Origin of the sequence: Aminobacterium sp. EBM-42 (assembly GCF_001896635.1) — a bacterium.
GTDB classification, from domain to species: Bacteria; Synergistota; Synergistia; order Synergistales; family Aminobacteriaceae; genus Aminobacterium; species Aminobacterium colombiense.
Genome location: NZ_MPPC01000025.1, coordinates 35,657 through 51,862 on the forward strand (window position 1 = coordinate 35,657; position 16,206 = coordinate 51,862).

The 16,206-nt window shown below is 46.8% G+C and carries 16 protein-coding genes; 5 read left to right on the forward strand and 11 right to left on the reverse strand.

The window, feature by feature from the left end:
• Positions 1-11: 11 nt before the first annotated feature.
• The 7 genes from BUC50_RS07520 to hrcA form a co-directional block, all read right to left on the reverse strand.
• Positions 12-353, reverse strand: coding sequence for a histidine triad nucleotide-binding protein (locus BUC50_RS07520; protein WP_013048817.1), 342 nt, complete (start codon positions 351-353; stop codon positions 12-14).
• A 184-nt stretch (positions 354-537) separates the two neighbouring features.
• The gene (mtaB, locus tag BUC50_RS07525; RefSeq protein WP_286677303.1) at positions 538-1,842 is read right to left on the reverse strand and encodes a tRNA (N(6)-L-threonylcarbamoyladenosine(37)-C(2))-methylthiotransferase MtaB; all 1,305 of its coding nucleotides are present in this window, start codon (positions 1,840-1,842) and stop codon (positions 538-540) included.
• Positions 1,839-2,705 carry a 50S ribosomal protein L11 methyltransferase gene (locus tag BUC50_RS07530; protein ID WP_013048819.1) on the reverse strand — a complete coding sequence of 289 codons (867 nt, stop codon included), beginning with the start codon at positions 2,703-2,705 and terminating at the stop codon, positions 1,839-1,841. The genes mtaB and BUC50_RS07530 overlap by 4 nt, the downstream gene beginning before the upstream one ends.
• Before the next feature lie 103 nt (positions 2,706-2,808).
• A complete protein-coding gene (gene dnaJ / locus BUC50_RS07535; RefSeq protein WP_213700031.1) occupies positions 2,809-3,951 on the reverse strand; it encodes a molecular chaperone DnaJ in 1,143 nt (380 codons plus the stop codon).
• Between the two features lie 13 nt (positions 3,952-3,964).
• Entirely contained in the window at positions 3,965-5,788 is a 1,824-nt protein-coding gene (dnaK, locus tag BUC50_RS07540; protein WP_273312490.1) for a molecular chaperone DnaK, read from the reverse strand.
• A gap of 58 nt (positions 5,789-5,846) precedes the next feature.
• Positions 5,847-6,458: a nucleotide exchange factor GrpE gene (locus tag BUC50_RS07545; protein ID WP_013048822.1), complete on the reverse strand. Its 612-nt coding sequence runs from the start codon at positions 6,456-6,458 to the stop codon at positions 5,847-5,849.
• 20 nt (positions 6,459-6,478) lie between these two features.
• A complete protein-coding gene (gene hrcA / locus BUC50_RS07550) occupies positions 6,479-7,498 on the reverse strand; it encodes a heat-inducible transcriptional repressor HrcA (RefSeq protein ID WP_273312488.1) in 1,020 nt (339 codons plus the stop codon).
• Between the two features lie 179 nt (positions 7,499-7,677).
• Here hrcA and BUC50_RS07555 point away from each other — a divergent pair, with 179 nt between their 5' ends.
• The 4 genes from BUC50_RS07555 to BUC50_RS07570 all read left to right on the forward strand — a co-directional run bounded on the left by BUC50_RS07555 (position 7,678) and on the right by BUC50_RS07570 (position 10,904).
• Positions 7,678-8,328 (forward strand): histidine phosphatase family protein, encoded by a 651-nt coding sequence (locus BUC50_RS07555; RefSeq protein ID WP_013048824.1) that lies wholly within the window; start codon positions 7,678-7,680, stop codon positions 8,326-8,328.
• 86 nt (positions 8,329-8,414) lie between these two features.
• Positions 8,415-9,638, forward strand: coding sequence for a dihydropteroate synthase (gene folP / locus BUC50_RS07560; protein WP_013048825.1), 1,224 nt, complete (start codon positions 8,415-8,417; stop codon positions 9,636-9,638).
• Positions 9,638-10,129 (forward strand): 2-amino-4-hydroxy-6-hydroxymethyldihydropteridine diphosphokinase, encoded by a 492-nt coding sequence (gene folK / locus BUC50_RS07565; protein WP_013048826.1) that lies wholly within the window; start codon positions 9,638-9,640, stop codon positions 10,127-10,129. Before folP ends, folK begins: the two co-directional genes overlap by 1 nt.
• Positions 10,130-10,148: 19 nt before the next feature.
• On the forward strand, positions 10,149-10,904 hold the full coding sequence (locus BUC50_RS07570) for a hypothetical protein (RefSeq protein ID WP_286677304.1): 756 nt from the start codon (positions 10,149-10,151) through the stop codon (positions 10,902-10,904).
• A gap of 50 nt (positions 10,905-10,954) precedes the next feature.
• Here BUC50_RS07570 and BUC50_RS07575 read toward each other — a convergent pair whose 3' ends face one another.
• Genes BUC50_RS07575 through BUC50_RS07585 form a run of 3 tightly spaced genes read right to left on the reverse strand, consistent with a single transcriptional unit; the run spans position 10,955 to position 14,168 of the window.
• On the reverse strand, positions 10,955-11,533 hold the full coding sequence (locus tag BUC50_RS07575) for a redoxin domain-containing protein (protein ID WP_213701000.1): 579 nt from the start codon (positions 11,531-11,533) through the stop codon (positions 10,955-10,957).
• Between the two features lie 32 nt (positions 11,534-11,565).
• A complete protein-coding gene (locus BUC50_RS07580) occupies positions 11,566-12,426 on the reverse strand; it encodes a thiamine pyrophosphate-dependent enzyme (RefSeq protein ID WP_286677305.1) in 861 nt (286 codons plus the stop codon).
• A complete protein-coding gene (locus BUC50_RS07585) occupies positions 12,423-14,168 on the reverse strand; it encodes a 2-oxoacid:acceptor oxidoreductase subunit alpha (RefSeq protein WP_013048830.1) in 1,746 nt (581 codons plus the stop codon). Before BUC50_RS07585 ends, BUC50_RS07580 begins: the two co-directional genes overlap by 4 nt.
• A 137-nt stretch (positions 14,169-14,305) precedes the next feature.
• On the opposite strand from BUC50_RS07585, the gene BUC50_RS07590 reads away from it, so the two are divergent.
• The gene (locus BUC50_RS07590; protein ID WP_013048831.1) at positions 14,306-14,482 is read left to right on the forward strand and encodes a TFIIB-type zinc ribbon-containing protein; all 177 of its coding nucleotides are present in this window, start codon (positions 14,306-14,308) and stop codon (positions 14,480-14,482) included.
• A 48-nt stretch (positions 14,483-14,530) separates the two neighbouring features.
• Here BUC50_RS07590 and BUC50_RS07595 read toward each other — a convergent pair whose 3' ends face one another.
• Positions 14,531-16,153, reverse strand: a complete 1,623-nt coding sequence (locus BUC50_RS07595; protein ID WP_013048832.1) for a carbon starvation CstA family protein — start codon at positions 16,151-16,153, stop codon at positions 14,531-14,533.
• Positions 16,154-16,206: the final 53 nt, after the last annotated feature.

Genomic DNA, 16,206 nt, shown 5'->3' on the forward strand with positions numbered 1-16,206 from the left:
ACCCACATTGACTAACCTGGTGGCCAGCGGAACGATCGTCCCGCCAACAGGTGAACATGAAGGTGGGGGATTGTTTGTCCGGCTTGTGCACCACAGTTAATAACCAGCCTATAACCGCCATCACCCAGATCAAGTTCCCGGGCAACTTCTGTTGCTGCTCCCATAAGATCTGCCCAAACCTCACCTTCGAGAACTTCGGCAGCAGACCCTACGTGCTTTTTGGGAATAACAAGCACGTGAACAGGAGCCTGAGGATTAACATCTTCAAAAGCTATAACCTTAGAATTTTCATAAACTATTCGGGCGTCCAAAGCTTTTTCGGCTATTTTACAGAAGAGACAATTCCTGCTCACTAAAACCCACCTCTCAACTTCAGGTTATTCTATACTAGATTTTTCTTCTGGACAATAGACTTAACCCAAACTGTTCCCTTTAAAACAGGCAAACTAAGAAATAATTTTCAAGACTTCAACAAATCAGTTCGTTTACACTCTTTATTATACCAGTCAAAAATTAATCATAAACTATAAATAAGTACTATCCATAAAGTTGTTCTGAATCATATGACCTGGTCAAAGTTTTTATAATGCGCCCCGGCGAGACCATTTGGGGAACAACCGCTTTCACAAAAAAGGGGGTCAGGCCTGTGGATCCAGTTTCCGCAGCATCTTCTATGAACACAGAAATTTCTTCTCCAACCCACTGAGAACAATATTCTCTAAAAAGCTGTTCTCCCATTTCCATGACCTTATGGACCCGTTCCTGCACAACATGTCTGGGAAGGTGATCATCAAAAGATGCCGCCCTGGTCCCCTCTCTAGAGGAGTAAGGGAAAACATGAACCTTTCCAAAAGCGACTTCTTTCATAAAAGACAGGGTGTTAGCGAAGGCCCTTTCATCCTCTCCTGGAAAACCCACAAGAACATCTGTACTGATATGTATTCGAGAGCCGAGATAATGCCGCGCCCTCTCCACAGAAGCCATATATTCCAATGGAGAGTATCCCCGTCTCATTCTCTGCAATACAGTGTCATCGCCACTTTGGAGGGGGAGATGGAGATGGGGGCAAAACTGAGGCGTCTCAGCCAGCGCTGAAAGCAATTCGTCATTTATCCCAAAGGGTTCCAGGGATCCGAAACGAATACGTTCGACCCCCGGAATTGCTCCTGCCTGTCGTACCAATTCCCCTAGGGAAACTTCCCCGAACTGGCCGTAGAGACCGAGATGGACGCCTGTAAGTACAACTTCAGTGCATCCTGAATCCGCTATGGAGCGAACCTCTTCAAGCACGCTGTTCAATGGCCTGCTTACAGGTTTCCCCCTAACAAAGGGAATGACACAATAGGAACAAAAATGATTACATCCGTCCTGAATCTTGACAAAGGCCCTGCTGTGAAGAAGGGGCTGGAATTGGAAAAGATGATCCCATTCTTCGCTATGAAGAATATCATTTCTCACAATAGTTAAGGGTAATGGTCTTTTTTCCCCGAGAGCGTGGTTCAACAGTGAGGGAATCTGCCATTTCTGCCTGTTGCCCACAAGAAGGTCAACCCCAAGGCGCTGGGCAAGATTAGGGTCTGCCTTTTGAGCCCAGCAGCCCGTAGCCACAAGAAGAGCTTCAGGAGATTGCCTTCGCAGCCGCCTGAGAAGCTGGCGACTTTTTTTATCCGCAATTGCCGTCACAGTACATGTGATCAGGACTGCGGCATCATAGGGCGGCGCCTTCACTATTTCGGCACCTGTCCTCTTTAACATGGAGGCCAGGGAATCCGCTTCAGACTGATTGGAGCGGCACCCCATGGCCATAATATTGATCTTTTTTCCTTGCAAGGCGCCCTTCATTTTCTGGTTACTGCCACTCCCCACCACTCATTTTGTTCAAGTTCATCTATGATCTTCAAACCCGCTTTGCCAATGGCCTCCGTAAACATTATCTTTTCTTTAACTAGAAGTCCTGAAAAAATAGCAATCCCGTCATCTTTTAACACTGCGGGGACATGAGGCACCATCGAAATAAGGGGCTCAATGATAATGTTCGCCATTAACAGGTTGACCTGGTGGTTAAAATCTTTAAGCAAGTCTCCTTCTTTCAAATCTACTTCTTCTCTGAATATGCCGTTCAGCTCCATATTATTCAGCACTTCGTCCAAAACAGCGGGATCCAGGTCCCTCGCATAGACCTTGCCGGCACCAAGGCGGATCGCCCCAATAAAGAGAATGCCTGACCCTGTTCCGATATCAGCCACATCCCAGTGTGGTTTCATATGGCGTTCCAAAAGGGTCAAAGCTATTTGAGTACTCTCATGATACCCTGTGCCAAATGCGGAGCCAGGATAGATGTAAAGCGGTATGCGGTCCCTGGGTTCCGAACCCCGATGCCAGGGTGCGAGGACAACAAACTCCTCCCCTACCGGCAAAGGAGGAAAAGCCTCTTTCCATTCAGTATGCCATTGCCGATTTTCTATTTTCCCCATATCGACGGCAGTTATGCCTGATAGAGGCTCAATAATACGATTGAGCTCATCAAGCCAGTAGCCTAGGTCATGGGAGGTTCGATAATAGATGCGGAGAAGAATCTTTTCGGGGCTTTCATGCTCTTCAGAGCCTATTCCGCCAGAAAGATCGGCGAGAGAAACCATTTCCTCTTCAAGTCCTGTTTCTCCTTCCAGGGTTATATACCACCAGAAACTTTCTGCTCCGGCCATAATTCGTCCTCCTCTATAAAAACTTTGGTAAAAAACGGGGAGGCGTAGGCCCCCCCGGCAAGTTTTGAGTCTACCACGAAGAATTCAAAAATGCAGCCCTTTCTCAAGAACCGAAAAGGTTTCTAAACTTAGAAAACAGACCTTCGTCCTTTACTTCAAGCTCCATCTCCTTGGCCAAACCTTCAATCAACGCTTTTTGTTTTTCTGTAAGACGGGTGGGAACTTCTACCGTTACATGGATGAACAGGTCTCCCCGGCCTCGGCCTCCTCTAAGTCTGGGCATTCCTTTGCCGCGAATACGGAAGACTTTTCCTGGCTGGGTTCCCGAAGGAACCTCCAATTCCTCTACCCCATCTATCAACGTTTCCAGGCGAATCATCCCTCCCAGGGCTGCCGTTGGAAAAGCAATGGCCTCTTTCTTATGAAGATCTGACCCGTCTCTCTTAAAGACGGGATGGTCTTCTATGTTAACGACAAGATAAAGATCCCCTGGCGGACCGCCGTTAATGCCAGCCTCGCCTTCACCATGGATGCGCAACCTTGTGCCAACGTCCACACCGGCTGGAATTTTCACTTTAACACGATGGAGGTTCCGCGTCCGTCCCTGGCCGTTACAAGAAGAACACTTATTCCTGATAAATTGGCCAGACCCGCCACATTCAGGACAGGGAGAAACAGAAACAAACTGCCCAAAAGGAGTTTGCTGGCGAATTTCCACCTGGCCCGTACCTCCACAGCGTGAACATCTCTCTGGCGACGTCCCCGGTTCCGCGCCGCTTCCGTTACACCGAGCGCAATTATCCCACCGGGGGATCTCCACTTCATGATCTAGCCCAAGAGCAGCGTCTTTAAGACTGATTGTAACTCTCATTTCAAGATCCGCGCCTTGGCGGGGTGCTCGGGGATCGGCTCGGCGCCGCCCCATTCCCCCACCGAATATATTTTCAAAGAGATCTCCGAAAACATCCCCCATTCCGCCAAAACCATCGAAGGGACTACCGCCTGGAGGCATATCGCCCACAGTACCAAACTGATCATACTGGGCACGCTTCTGAGCGTCGCTTAAGACCTCATAGGCCATATTAATCTTCTTGAATTTCTCCTCAGCATCGGCATTACCTGGATTTGCATCAGGGTGATATTTCCGAACAAGCTGACGATAGGCCTTTTTAATATCAGCTGACGAGGCATCCCGGGGAACGCCAAGTATTTCGTATAGATCTTCCTGCGTACCGGGAGATGGCACTTCAAATCACCCCTTACGCCTGACCCTGATCGCTGAACTCTGCGTCTACGGTCTCTCCGGCGCCTGAAGCTTCCTGAGTTCCTTCTCCTTCGGCACTGGAGGAGGCATTTGCCTGGCTATACAACCGCTCAGAAAACTCCTGAATTTCTTTTATCAAGGTTTCCTTGGCAGCTTTCATCTTCTCCAGATCGCCGCTTTCAAGAGCTTTCTTTATCTCTTCAACAGCTGTATTGATCTTGCCCTTCTCTTCAGCTGAGATTTTGTCGCCATGATCCCGGATAAGTTTTTCTGCCTGATATATTATGCCGTCTGCCTCATTTTTGAGTTCAGCTGCTTCTATTCTCTCCCTATCTTCACTTTCGTGCTCTTCTGCCTGGCTTTTCATCTTCTCTATTTCTTCATCAGAAAGCCGTGAAGACTGAATGGTGATCCGCTGCTCCTTGCCTGTGCCTTTATCTTTTGCTGAAACGTTAAGAATTCCGTTTGTATCGATATTGAAAGTCACTTCTATCTGGGGAACGCCCCGAGGAGCTGCCGGAATCCCGTCGAGCACAAAGCTTCCAAGTTTTACATTATCTGCCGCCATAGGGCGCTCTCCCTGCAATACCAAGATCTCTACCTGGTTCTGATTATCAGCCGCAGTGGTAAAGACCTGGCTCCGTGATGTAGGGATGGCTGTATTTCGTTCGATGATCTTGGTAAACACACCGCCAAGGGTCTCGAGACCTAAAGAGAGAGGGGTTACGTCCACGAGAACTATATCATGATGGTCTCCCGTCATAATAGCACCCTGAAGAGCGGCGCCAGCCGCAACGCATTCGTCTGGATTGATGCCTTTCGTGGGTTCTTTGCCAAGAAGATCCTTAATTTTCTTCTGCACCATGGGCATTCTGGTGGAACCGCCAACGAGCAATATCTTATCCAAATCCTTTGCGGAAAGGCCTGAATCGCTCAATACCCGATTTACAGGACCTTCCACCCTGGCCATAAGGTCCTGAGTCAGCTCTTCGAACTTGGCCCGGGAAAGGGACATTTCGAGATGTTTAGGCCCAGTTTCATTTGCCGTAATAAAGGGCAGGGATATGGTAGTTTCCGGCATGGAGGAAAGTTCTACCTTGGCCTTCTCCGCCGCTTCTCGCAAGCGCTGCAGCGCCATGCGGTCATTCTTCAGGTCAATGCCTTCCAGTTTCTTGAATTCAGCGACCATCCACCCTACGATACGACTATCCCAATCGTCGCCGCCCAACATATTGTCGCCGGAGGTGGCAAGCACTTCGCACACGCCCTCACCTACGTCAAGAATGGATACATCAAAGGTTCCGCCGCCCAGGTCAAAAACAAGCAGCTTGCTTTCTCCCTGCTTTGAATCTCCATAGGCAAGGCTTGCCGCGGTGGGTTCATTGATAATCCGAAGCACTTCAAGTCCGGCAATGGTACCGGCATCCTTCGTCGCCTGGCGCTGAGCATCGGTAAAATAAGCCGGAACCGTTATAACTGCCTTTGTCACAGGTTCGCCAATATAATCCTCAGCATCCCGTTTCAATTTCTGCAGTATCATGGCAGAAATCTCCTGTGGAGTGTAGGCTTTGCCGTCAATCTGAACTGTTTTTTCACTTCCCATGTCCCTTTTAATAGAAAGGATGGTGCGATCCGCATTAACGATGGTCTGCCGTTTGGCCAGCTGACCAACGAGCCGTTCCCCATCCTTAGTGAAAGCTACCACTGAGGGCGTTGTTCGCGCCCCCTCCGCATTCGATATAATAGTTATGTTATCTCCTTCTTTAACAGCTATACAGCTGTTGGTCGTTCCTAGGTCTATTCCCACTACCTTTGACATACATATCACCTCTAGAAAAGAGTATAATTCTCTGCGAAATTCTTAATTGAGCTCTATACTAAGCATCTTGATTCGCTTCTTTGTTTCCTCTATATTTGCCAACCTTAACTCTGGAGGCTCGAATCACCTTGTCGGCCATTCTGTAGCCTTTCTGAAGTTCCAATATAACAATCCCATCTTTTTCAGGATCTTCCACATCCTCTATTCCTACGGCCTCGTGGCAAGCCGGAGAAAAAACTTCTCCCTCTGTAGGGATCTCAGAAACCCCAACACTCTCAAGCACCGATAGGAATTGGCGGCGAACCATAGCAACTCCCGTTCGAATATCCTGTTCCTCAGTTTTCTCTGACTGGCTCAAAGCCCTGTCGAGGTTATCGAGAACTGGCAAAAGCAGCAAAACAATCCGCTCTCCAGCCAAACGAATGTACCGTTCCTTTTCTCTATCCACTCTATTTTTGAAGTTATGGAAATCGGCTCTGGCTGAGGCGGCAGCAGTTCTCAATGCTTCATTCTCACTTTTAAGCTCTTCTATAACTTTTTCCATTTCTTCTTTTTCCCTTGTTACAATTTCAAGGATCTTTTCTTGAGGAAGCTCTGCAGTCTCTACCTTTTCTACTGCCTCTTCCATAGGAGAATCCTGAGCCTGAAAATCCTTATCTCCAGGGGTCATAGAACACAAACCTCCTTATTTTATGAATTCGTATCGTCTTCTTCAATATCTGCCATCATCGCTTCAAGAACAGCAATGGTTTTTTCATAATCCATTCTCATGGGGCCAATAATGCCCAAAACAGTTTTGCGCCCTCTCTTGCGGGACGGAACCATAAGAACAGAACAATTTTGCATGCCGACTTCCAGGTTTTCGTCCCCGATAGTCACGCAGACTTCTCCGCCAACTGAGCATCGCCCCACCATTTCAACGAGGGACGACTCTTCCTCGAGAAGGGATATCACGGCCTGAAGTTTGCTGACATCCTGAAAATCCGGCAAGCTTAAAATATGCTGAGCGCCGCCAGTAAAGAGCTTGTAATTATATTTTTGTAATAAGGCGTCCATCTGAAGGATTGCGGCACGGCATGCACTGGAAAGCTTTTCAAGCCCCTCGAGTACGTAAGAGTACAACACTTCGCGGACTTCTGACCACGGATGCCCCACAGCTACCATGTTAATCCGCCTAGCCAGCTCATCCAGAGAATCCTGTGAGAGTTCGCAAGGTAACGTTACCGTATTATGGTGGACAAGCCCGCCTTCGAGAATAAGTATGACCAAAACGGCATTGCCACCAAGACACAAAAAATCAACCCTCTGTATCTCCACTTCGTGAAGGGAAGAAATAGCAGCCACTCCCACATAATTTGTAACACGACCGAGAAGTTGAGAGGCATATGAAAGAAGGGATTCTATCCCCTGCTTCTGATCGCTTATGCCATTCCGCCAGTGTTCAAATCCTATTGGGGGAACCCTTCTTCTATGTAATATGGAATCAACGTAAAGGCGATAGGCCCTGGATGTAGGAAGACGCCCTGCAGAAGTATGAGGCTGATAGAAGTACCCCATCTGCTCAAGATCGTACATTTCATTACGAACAGTAGCGGCACTGCACCCTCTCAGATATTTACGGGCAATAGTTCTGGAACCAGCAGGCTCTCCAGTCTGGATATACTCATATACAACGGCTAGAACAATCTCGAGTTGCCGCTCGGTAAGCATGAATCTCCCCTCCTTTTGAGGGTGTATTAGCACTCTGTGTCAATGAGTGCTAGCCTCACTATTTACAAAAGGTAGATTATCAACCCTTAGAAGTATTGTCAAGACTGGTCAACCTTTTTGTTCTTCCTTCAATTTTCTGTTATAAAGGTTGACATAGATAACAATAAGGAGGCTTTATGATGGCTACCCAATATAAACATACGACAATTCTTTTAGCCCGGCACGGAGAATGCCAAGGGAACAGAGAGGAACGATTCAGGGGTCGGATCGACTACCCACTGAATGAACGGGGGCTGGAACAGGCAAGAGATCTTGGGAAAGCCATCATCCCCTTCTCCCCTTCGGCTATATATTCGAGTCCGCTATTGAGGGCACGGCAGACAGCCTCTGAAATAGCTGACGCCTGCAGCAAGAATGAAGTTATGATTCATGAAGGGCTCAACAATATATATTTTAGCAGCTGGGAAGGACGTCTCAAATCAGAGATTGCTTTTGAATACTCCCATGAATGGAATATATGGTTGACCAGCCCTGAAAGGCTTGCCCTGCCTGGGGCCGAAACACTCATTGAGATACAGCAGCGATCTTTTGCTGCTCTAAAGGAACTTGTGGTAAAACATGAAGGAACAACCTTTGTCCTCGTTTCCCACCGCACTGTTCTTAAACCCCTTATCGCCGCTTGTCTGGGAATACCTGTACCCTATTTCTGGAAAATACATATGGACACCGCTTCATACAGCGTCCTTATCTATGACCCTAAACGAGGATACGGCCTTTTCTGTTTAAATCAGACATCCCATCTAAAGAAGGTTGTCACCGAGTGGATTTAACCTTTTTCTTGACCTCCTCATCAAGAGGACTTATTATCTTTGTGCTTCACCTTCTTTAAAAATATTCTGAGAAAGGGATCTGTGCATTGGCTACATACGAATTAAAGATACTTAATAGCGACGATCTTTTATCATTAATAGCAAAGATCGGAGCTGACCCCCGATCCGCGGCGTACTTTTTGCCCAAAAGGGAAGTTCTTTCCTTTTGGATCCCCCAGGTCGATTTTCGCGCAGCCGCCTATTTAAAGCAGGAAATGCTCGCCCGAGGGGGCGATGCTATAGTGCACCGCAACGTTATTGATGGAAGAACGAAGAGAAGCGACGTTCTGTTAATTGGAACAGAAGGCCAGTACAAGGCTATCTTCCCCAAGCTGGAAGCCATGTCATGCTGGGGACTTGATACACTGCGCAAAGCCCTTTATGCCGCCTTTCGGAAAAGCCATATTGCCGCGTGGGACATTACCCTGCCAGGCGGCCGCACCCTTGGTCTCGGCAAAGGGAAAACGAAGATCATGGGCATCCTTAACATAACTCCGGATTCCTTTTACTCAGACAGCCGGCTTTTCACTGCCGACATAGAAGAGATTCTTATAAGGGCTCAAAAAATGATCGACGCGGGCGCCCATATCCTCGACATAGGGGCAGAGTCTACCCGACCCGGATCCGAACCAATTTCAGAAACAGAAGAAAAAGGCCGTCTGCTCCCAGTACTTCGAGCTCTTAGAAAAAAATTTCCTGAACAGGTTATCTCTGTAGACACGTATAAAGGGAATATCGCAAGGGTCGCAGCAGAGAATGGAGCAGATATCATTAATGATATATCAGGGTTTACCCTCGACAGCGACATGCTTCAGGCAGTTGCCGAAACAGGGCTTCCCTATGTGTTGTCCCATATCCAAGGCACACCCCAAACCATGCAGTCAAATCCTTTTTACAACAATGTCGTTGAAGAATCCATTGATTATTTTGAAAAGAAACTCCAAGAACTGGAAAATGTGGGGGTTTCGGCAGATCGCGTTATAATTGACCCTGGGATCGGATTTGGGAAACGTTTACAGGACAATCTCCGTATCCTTAAGTCTATCCAATCCTTTCGAAGTCTTGGGCGCCCACTTCTTATAGGTCATTCAAGGAAAGGATTTATCAAGAACATCCTTAATAAAGAAAACCCTGAGTCACGCCTTTATGGGACCATGGCCGTTTCTGCCTATTGTGCTGGAGAAAAGGTTGAACTTGTGCGGGTTCATGACGTAGAGGCAAGCCATGACGTTTTAGAAGTGATCGATGCCATAAGGGAGGCAGAATTGTGATGCGCCTAGCGCTAGGTATTGGAAGCAACGTCGGCGACCGAATGAATAACTTGAGGAAAGCAGTACAGCTTCTCAAGGAAAAGGGCGTTGTCATCATTGCTAAAAGTGACATTTTTGAAACGGCGCCTATGGGAGTGACAGATCAACCCCGTTTTTTAAACGCCTGTATCGTTGTTGATACAAAATTTGATCTTGAAGAGTTACTCTCCGTTGTAAAGTCTATAGAACAGGAAATGGGACGTGTCCACAGATTGCGATGGGGACCCCGGGAAATAGATATCGATCTTTTACTTCTGGAAAACGGTGAAGTGCTGGATAGCTCAACGCTCAAGGTTCCCCACCCGGAAATGCATAAAAGAGCTTTTGTTCTTATGCCCCTTGCGCAAATAGCTCCGGATTGGATACATCCCCTGTTGAAGGTTTCTGTAAAAAAACTGGCAGAAGATATTCACTCGCAAGATGAAACATTGCTAAAAATATCCAGTCTGTAGCAGGAGGTGTTTGGCGTTTATGCAATGTAAGAAGATTTGTAGAATTGCCATCATAGTAGCGGCAGCTAGCCTTCTTCTTTCTCTCTCTGCCCTGGCAGCGGCAAATCCGCTCCAGGTATACTCAGTGCCAGGACATCCCCTTGCGCTGACAGTTCAGAATAGAAAAGGGATCATAGAAGAGGCCTGGCTTAGATCTCCTGCGGGCCTCCATCCCCTCAAGATCCTTCAGGGCAAGCGAATCACAGACAGCACCTGGTGTTTACCTATAGCGGACAATGACTTATGCGCAGATCTCATCTGGAAACTTTCTTTTACAGATCCTGATACGACAAAAAGTTATTTCCTCTGGATCACTGCCCTTACGGAAACTCCAAGGGCATGGCTTGCCGTCACGCCGGCAGGACGGTCTCGCTGGGACTCATTGCCTCTTCATTTAACCATACCAGACGATGTCTTTCTTTACATGTCTCCTACTCTTCCTGCCTATGCTGAACTGGGAGACCTGGAACAAAACAAATTACCCCTTCTGACTTTTGTATACACTGTTGGACTCACACTAGACGGGCCTAATTTTGTCCTCGTCCCAGAAGTTTATCGCCAGCTTCTGCCCATTGCTGATCTCGTTCGCAAAGCTGAAATAAATAGCACCATTCGATCAGGCTATGACAGGCTTTATGATGATTTTGAGAAAATGGGGAAGGGGCAATCACCTTCCAGAGAAGCGATCATTAATTTTAATTGGAAAAAGGTCCTCAGCATAAATTGGCAAAACTGACCCCCGGCTGCGCCGGGGGATTCACTGCACTTATACGTATTTAAGTAACGCTAATTTGTGGCGTCAATCCCTTTTGACCGGCTGTCCTTCATACAGACTGTTCTCCCCATAGCGTCTTTCAGACATCTCTGTATCTCCATATCAAGGTTAGGGATCTCAGTCTGGGTATAGTCTTTAAGCAGAAAAATTATTTCCCGGAGATTAGGAACTTCCCCTAATTCGTAGCCCTTGGCAAAGATCACTTCGTGCTTCTCATTAAGAATGATATTTGCCCTCGCTGAAAACCCCTCTTTCTCTACAAACACCCCATATTGCCTGGCAACATCTCCATGGGGCCAGAAATCAGAAAGAAATTGAAGTTTTTTTATGCCAAGGGCATCACTCCAGGCTTTTTTCGCCGCAAAGGAATCTACACTCAGGGCAAAGGGCAGGGTGTTAAGCCTTTCAAAGAGCTTTATATGAGCATCTATAGAGTTAACCTGGGCTTGACAGACCTCTGTCCAGGCTAAAGGATGAAATGAAAGCAGTATATTTCTTCCTTTTAGCGAAGAAAGGGTTACATATGTTCCAAATTGATCTTTCAGACAAAAATCGGGACCTTCATACCCCATCTGGATCAGATCTAGCATATGGACTTCCCCCCCTTTAAAAAGTACACCTATTATGCCATAGATGTAATACAACCTTCAATAGTCTTAATTTTTGCCATTCTCTTAAACAAAGGAGCTTTATCCCCTTTATAAGCGTCCATATTCTCTTCAAAGGCAGCTCTGCCTTCCTGGCGATATAGAACCCCAAGGGGAAAGCTATCACTTTTAAGGGCCAGAGCCAGGGCTGCTTTCTGATCGGCAGAATTATGGCTGTCGCCAATATAATAGGTATTCTCTTTAAACCACTTATACGTATTCACCTTGTTAAAGGATACGCATGGTTGAAAAATATCAAGCAAAGCATATCCTTTATGTTGAACAGCCTGTTCTATAAGAAACGCCGTTTCTTCTACATCACCGGCAAAGGCCCGGGCCACAAAGGTGGCACCAAGAACAATGGCCACAGCTAAGGGATTAAAGGGCACAGACGTTACACCATGTACCTGAACAGGCGTTTTAAAACCGAGAAAACTTGTTGGGGACGCCTGACCTTTTGTCAAGCCATAAACCATGTTGTCATAAACAATGTTTGTAATGTCAGGGTTTCTTCGAATAGTATGGATAAAGTGATTTCCTCCTTCTCCATACATATCGCCATCACCGCCAATAGCGACTACATTCAATAAAGGGTTTGCCGCTTTAATTCCTGTAGCGTTTGAGAGTGCCCTGCCGTGAAGTCCATTGAAAAAATGACATTTCATAAAATGAGGAGTCTTTGCCGCTTGTCCAATTCCAGTAACGATAACCACATCCGCAGGTTTCCATCCCAACCTTGTAAAAGCTATCTTTAAGGCATCAAGTATGAGGAAATCTCCACATCCGGGACACCATGACATATCAGCAGACGGAAGATCAAAGATTGTCGAGTTCACGACAACACCTCCCCTATAAAACATGAGTCCAGATCTCTCGCTATCTGTTCTACTGAAAATTGCAAACCAGAGTAATATCCAAGCACATAGTCTGGCTCCCTGCCAATTTCACTCTTTAAAAGGCGGGCAAATTGCCCTCTATTATTTCCCTCTACAACAACGATCCTTTGAGCTTGTTCAAGTCTCTCTCCTAGATTTTCCGGAAGGGGGTAAAGTTGCTGAAAATGCATGAGAGCCACATCCGAACGCCCAATATAATCAAGAGCCTCTTCAAGAATATGAAAAGTTGAACCCCACCCTATAATAAGAGTTCTATAGTCCGATGGGCCCACAAATAATGGCTCTTCCGCTTCAACCTTCATCTTTTCCAGTTTTCTGAAACGCTTTCGCACCATACGTTCACGAAGATCAAAGTCTTCATACACATGTCCGACCTCATCATGTTCGTGACTATCTGCACCTACAATGCCTTTGCCATAGCCAGGAATGCCTCTTGGAGAAATGCCGTTACTTGTAATTTCATAACGCCGATAATCTTCTTCCGTTTCAATAATCGCAGAGGGGATTACGGCAGCTTTCACATCAGGAATGGGGATATCGTAATAAGAATTGAGAAAATATTGATCTGTCATAAGTATCACAGGAATTTGATATGTTTCAGCCAGATAAAAAGCTTTTGCTCCCAACCTGAAAGCTTCTTCCAGAGTGGCTGGTGCCAGTACAGCCCTTGGAAACTCTCCATGGCCCCCGCATAATGCCACATCCAGATCTCCCTGTTCCGTTCGAGTAGCCATCCCAGTAGCCGGGCCAGGACGTTGCGCAAGATGTATAACCACAGGTGACTCCATCACTCCCGCCAGGCTAATTCCTTCACACATGAGGTCAAAACCGCCTCCTGAAGTGGAAACCATTGCCCTCGCTCCTGCATAGGAAGCCCCTAAAGCCATGTTGATCGCTGCTAATTCGTCCTCAGCCTGTTCTACAACAATCCCCATTTCCTCTGCCTTTTGTGCCATGTAGGTTAAAACTCCCGTGGCTGGGGACATGGGATAGGCTGTTATAAAAGAACATCCTCCGGCAAGAGCCCCCAGAGAAATGGCATCGGTGCCATTCATCACCACTCTATGAGCTGAACGCATAACTGCTTCTGGTGGAAGGAGTATGGAATCTCCTTTTACAAGGGCACGCCCCACTTCATATCCTCTCTCTAGAGCAATTTTGTTCTTTTCCGCGATATCTTCTTTTTTTCCGGCAAATCTCTCGTCGCAAAAACCTTTTGCCCATTCCAGGCCTCCCTCTATAAGGCCTATAATCACCCCGGCAGCAACAAAGTTTGCAAAAATCCTACCTCCAATGTCCTTGGCAATCTGGACAATGTCTACATCGACCAAAGAACCTCCCAGGCTCTCTCCTTCCCCGCCCATTTCTTTACTGTCGCATATAATCACCGTCTCTTCTGAGATGCGTCGCAGAATGTTATCGCGAATACCAGGGCTTAAGGGCATTAGAATGTCGATACGGTCAACAAAGGCCCGTATTGGCCACGAAGATATTCTGATTTCTGTAGAATTGTTTCCCCCCCTGACTCGAGACATATATTCCCTGCTGGCAAAGACACTATACCCCGCTTGCCGAAAAGCTCCTATCAACAACTCCTCCACTGTCTGAACACCTTGTCCAGCAGCTCCGCACAGTACGATGGAAATATCTTTTGCAGCTTTGCGCAAAGGGATTCTGCTCATGTGACGCCTCCTCTCTCTTTTGTGGCATATTGTTATAGTACAAGTTTACACTATTCAGGCTAAAGCACTTTATGAAAAAAGAAAATCTACTATAATAGAGAAGCCATCATAGAATATCTAAACGGAGGTGTTTGTGTGTGGCCAAGTTTAAGTGCCTTGAATGCAAAAAAGAATTCGAATTGGAAACGACAGAAGTCGTTATGAAATGTGTCTATTGCGGAAGTCGTTATCTTTCGAAACTAGAAGGAGAGCCTTTAAAACGAGGCAAATCCTGGAACAGTAAATCATTCAGCGTTGGCGGCCCTAACAATTGACATATGAGAGGGGTCGGAACTTTAGAGAAAGTTCCGACCCCTCTCTATTTACGCTTTTGATTCATCTTTTACTTTTAAAGCGCGGAAGGATTCTCGAACCATAAGGATAGCCAAGACTAGAAGGATAATAGAAATGGATACCAGTAGATAGTTCGGAACTCCAGTCAGTTTTTCTTTGATCATGAAGAGCAAGGCGGCAACTGTAGTCGCCAACATAAACCACATGGGAATCATAAGGAAAGAGTTATCCTTCTTCAATCCCTTAACCACCCAGACCCCCACTGCCAAAAGAGCCAGGGCAGCAACTAGCTGGTTCGCCGCTCCAAACATAGGCCAAATAGCAGCCCAGGCCGGAATTGCTTTTCCATCCGGACCAACGGTTTTCACCAGCAGCAAAGCCATGGCGGCAGCTATGGCTACAATGGTTGACGTATATTTATCGACTTTCATATTCGTAAGCTCTTGTATCTGATACCGAGTCAGACGGGTTGCCGTGTCAAGAGATGTCAGCAAGAAAGAGTTAATGGCCAATCCTCCAAGAGATGCTCCTATTTTTGGATCAATGCCAAGAAGCCCCGCAAATTGGCCAAAGCCGTTAGCGTAGGTAACAACGGGTCCTCCTTCTAATATTTTCCCGCTAATCATAATTGTCCCGATAGCGATGACAGCCACAACCCCCTCAAGAAGCATCGATCCGAACCCGACCAGGGTGCTGTCTGTTTCACGCCGAAGCTGTTTTGAAGTCGTACCGCTTCCTACAAGAGAGTGAAATCCGGAAATGGCACCACAGGCCACTATGACAAAAAGCATGGGCCACATATATTGATCGCCCGCGACAAATCCTTTGAAAGCGGGGAGCTGAACTTCGAATTTTCCGCCGAAAACCATTCCGATAGCCCCAACAATAACTGCGAAATAAAGGAAGAATGATGCAAGATAGTCCCGTGGCTGCAACAGAAGCCATACAGGCAATACAGATGCGAGAAGAATATAAACAGCCAATATCCATCGCCATGTGGGCATAGAGTATGTGAAAACCCCCGCAACCCAGGTGGCATAGTTTCCGTACCAGCAGGCTCCAATGACAACAGGTACCATGACCAGCGTCATAAGCCAGAGGGGAGTGTTGTATTTATAGACAAGAACACCAAAGATAACAGCCATAAAGATGTAAAGAACACTCGAAAAGGCAACAGCAGTGTCAGCGGCAAAGGTATTGGCAGAGAGCTGCAAAAAGACCGCGACAACGAGAATAAGAGTTAAAATAGTAAAAACAAGGAAGAAGAACTTTCCGCGCTTGCCCACCCAATGGTCAACAACCTCACCTACTGACTTGCCGTTATGGCGCATAGAAGAAACAAGAGCCCCCATGTCATGTGGACCACCGAGAAAAGCAGAGCCAAGAAGGCACCACAAATACGCCGGGAGCCACCCAAACATACTGGCTGCAGTTATGGGGCCAACAATCGGTCCCGCCCCCGCTATGGATGCAAAGTGGTGTCCCAGCAATACTGCCGGATGGGCAGGACAGTAGTCGATGCCATCATACATAGTTTCAGCTGGGGTAGGATTATCGTCATTAAGGTCATAAATTCGAGCCATATACCGTCCATGAATACGATATACGACTGCAAAAAACACTAATGAAAAAATAAATAGCATCGCTAACATTTTTCTTCACCTCCCAAAAGATTTGGAAATAAAAAACTATCCGCACAAATCCC

Excerpts from the sequence above, each read along its gene's own strand:
- mtaB (WP_286677303.1), bottom strand. The coding sequence starts at position 1,842 with ATGAAGGGCGCCTTGCAAGGAAAAAAGATCAATATTATGGCCATGGGG.
- BUC50_RS07530 (WP_013048819.1), bottom strand. The coding sequence starts at position 2,705 with ATGGCCGGAGCAGAAAGTTTCTGGTGGTATATAACCCTGGAAGGAGAA.
- dnaK (WP_273312490.1), bottom strand. The coding sequence starts at position 5,788 with ATGTCAAAGGTAGTGGGAATAGACCTAGGAACGACCAACAGCTGTATA.
- BUC50_RS07545 (WP_013048822.1), bottom strand. The coding sequence starts at position 6,458 with ATGACCCCTGGAGATAAGGATTTTCAGGCTCAGGATTCTCCTATGGAA.
- hrcA (WP_273312488.1), bottom strand. The coding sequence starts at position 7,498 with ATGCTTACCGAGCGGCAACTCGAGATTGTTCTAGCCGTTGTATATGAG.
- BUC50_RS07555 (WP_013048824.1), top strand. The coding sequence starts at position 7,678 with ATGGCTACCCAATATAAACATACGACAATTCTTTTAGCCCGGCACGGA.
- folK (WP_013048826.1), top strand. The coding sequence starts at position 9,638 with ATGCGCCTAGCGCTAGGTATTGGAAGCAACGTCGGCGACCGAATGAAT.
- BUC50_RS07570 (WP_286677304.1), top strand. The coding sequence starts at position 10,149 with ATGCAATGTAAGAAGATTTGTAGAATTGCCATCATAGTAGCGGCAGCT.
- BUC50_RS07575 (WP_213701000.1), bottom strand. The coding sequence starts at position 11,533 with ATGCTAGATCTGATCCAGATGGGGTATGAAGGTCCCGATTTTTGTCTG.
- BUC50_RS07585 (WP_013048830.1), bottom strand. The coding sequence starts at position 14,168 with ATGAGCAGAATCCCTTTGCGCAAAGCTGCAAAAGATATTTCCATCGTA.
- BUC50_RS07595 (WP_013048832.1), bottom strand. The coding sequence starts at position 16,153 with ATGTTAGCGATGCTATTTATTTTTTCATTAGTGTTTTTTGCAGTCGTA.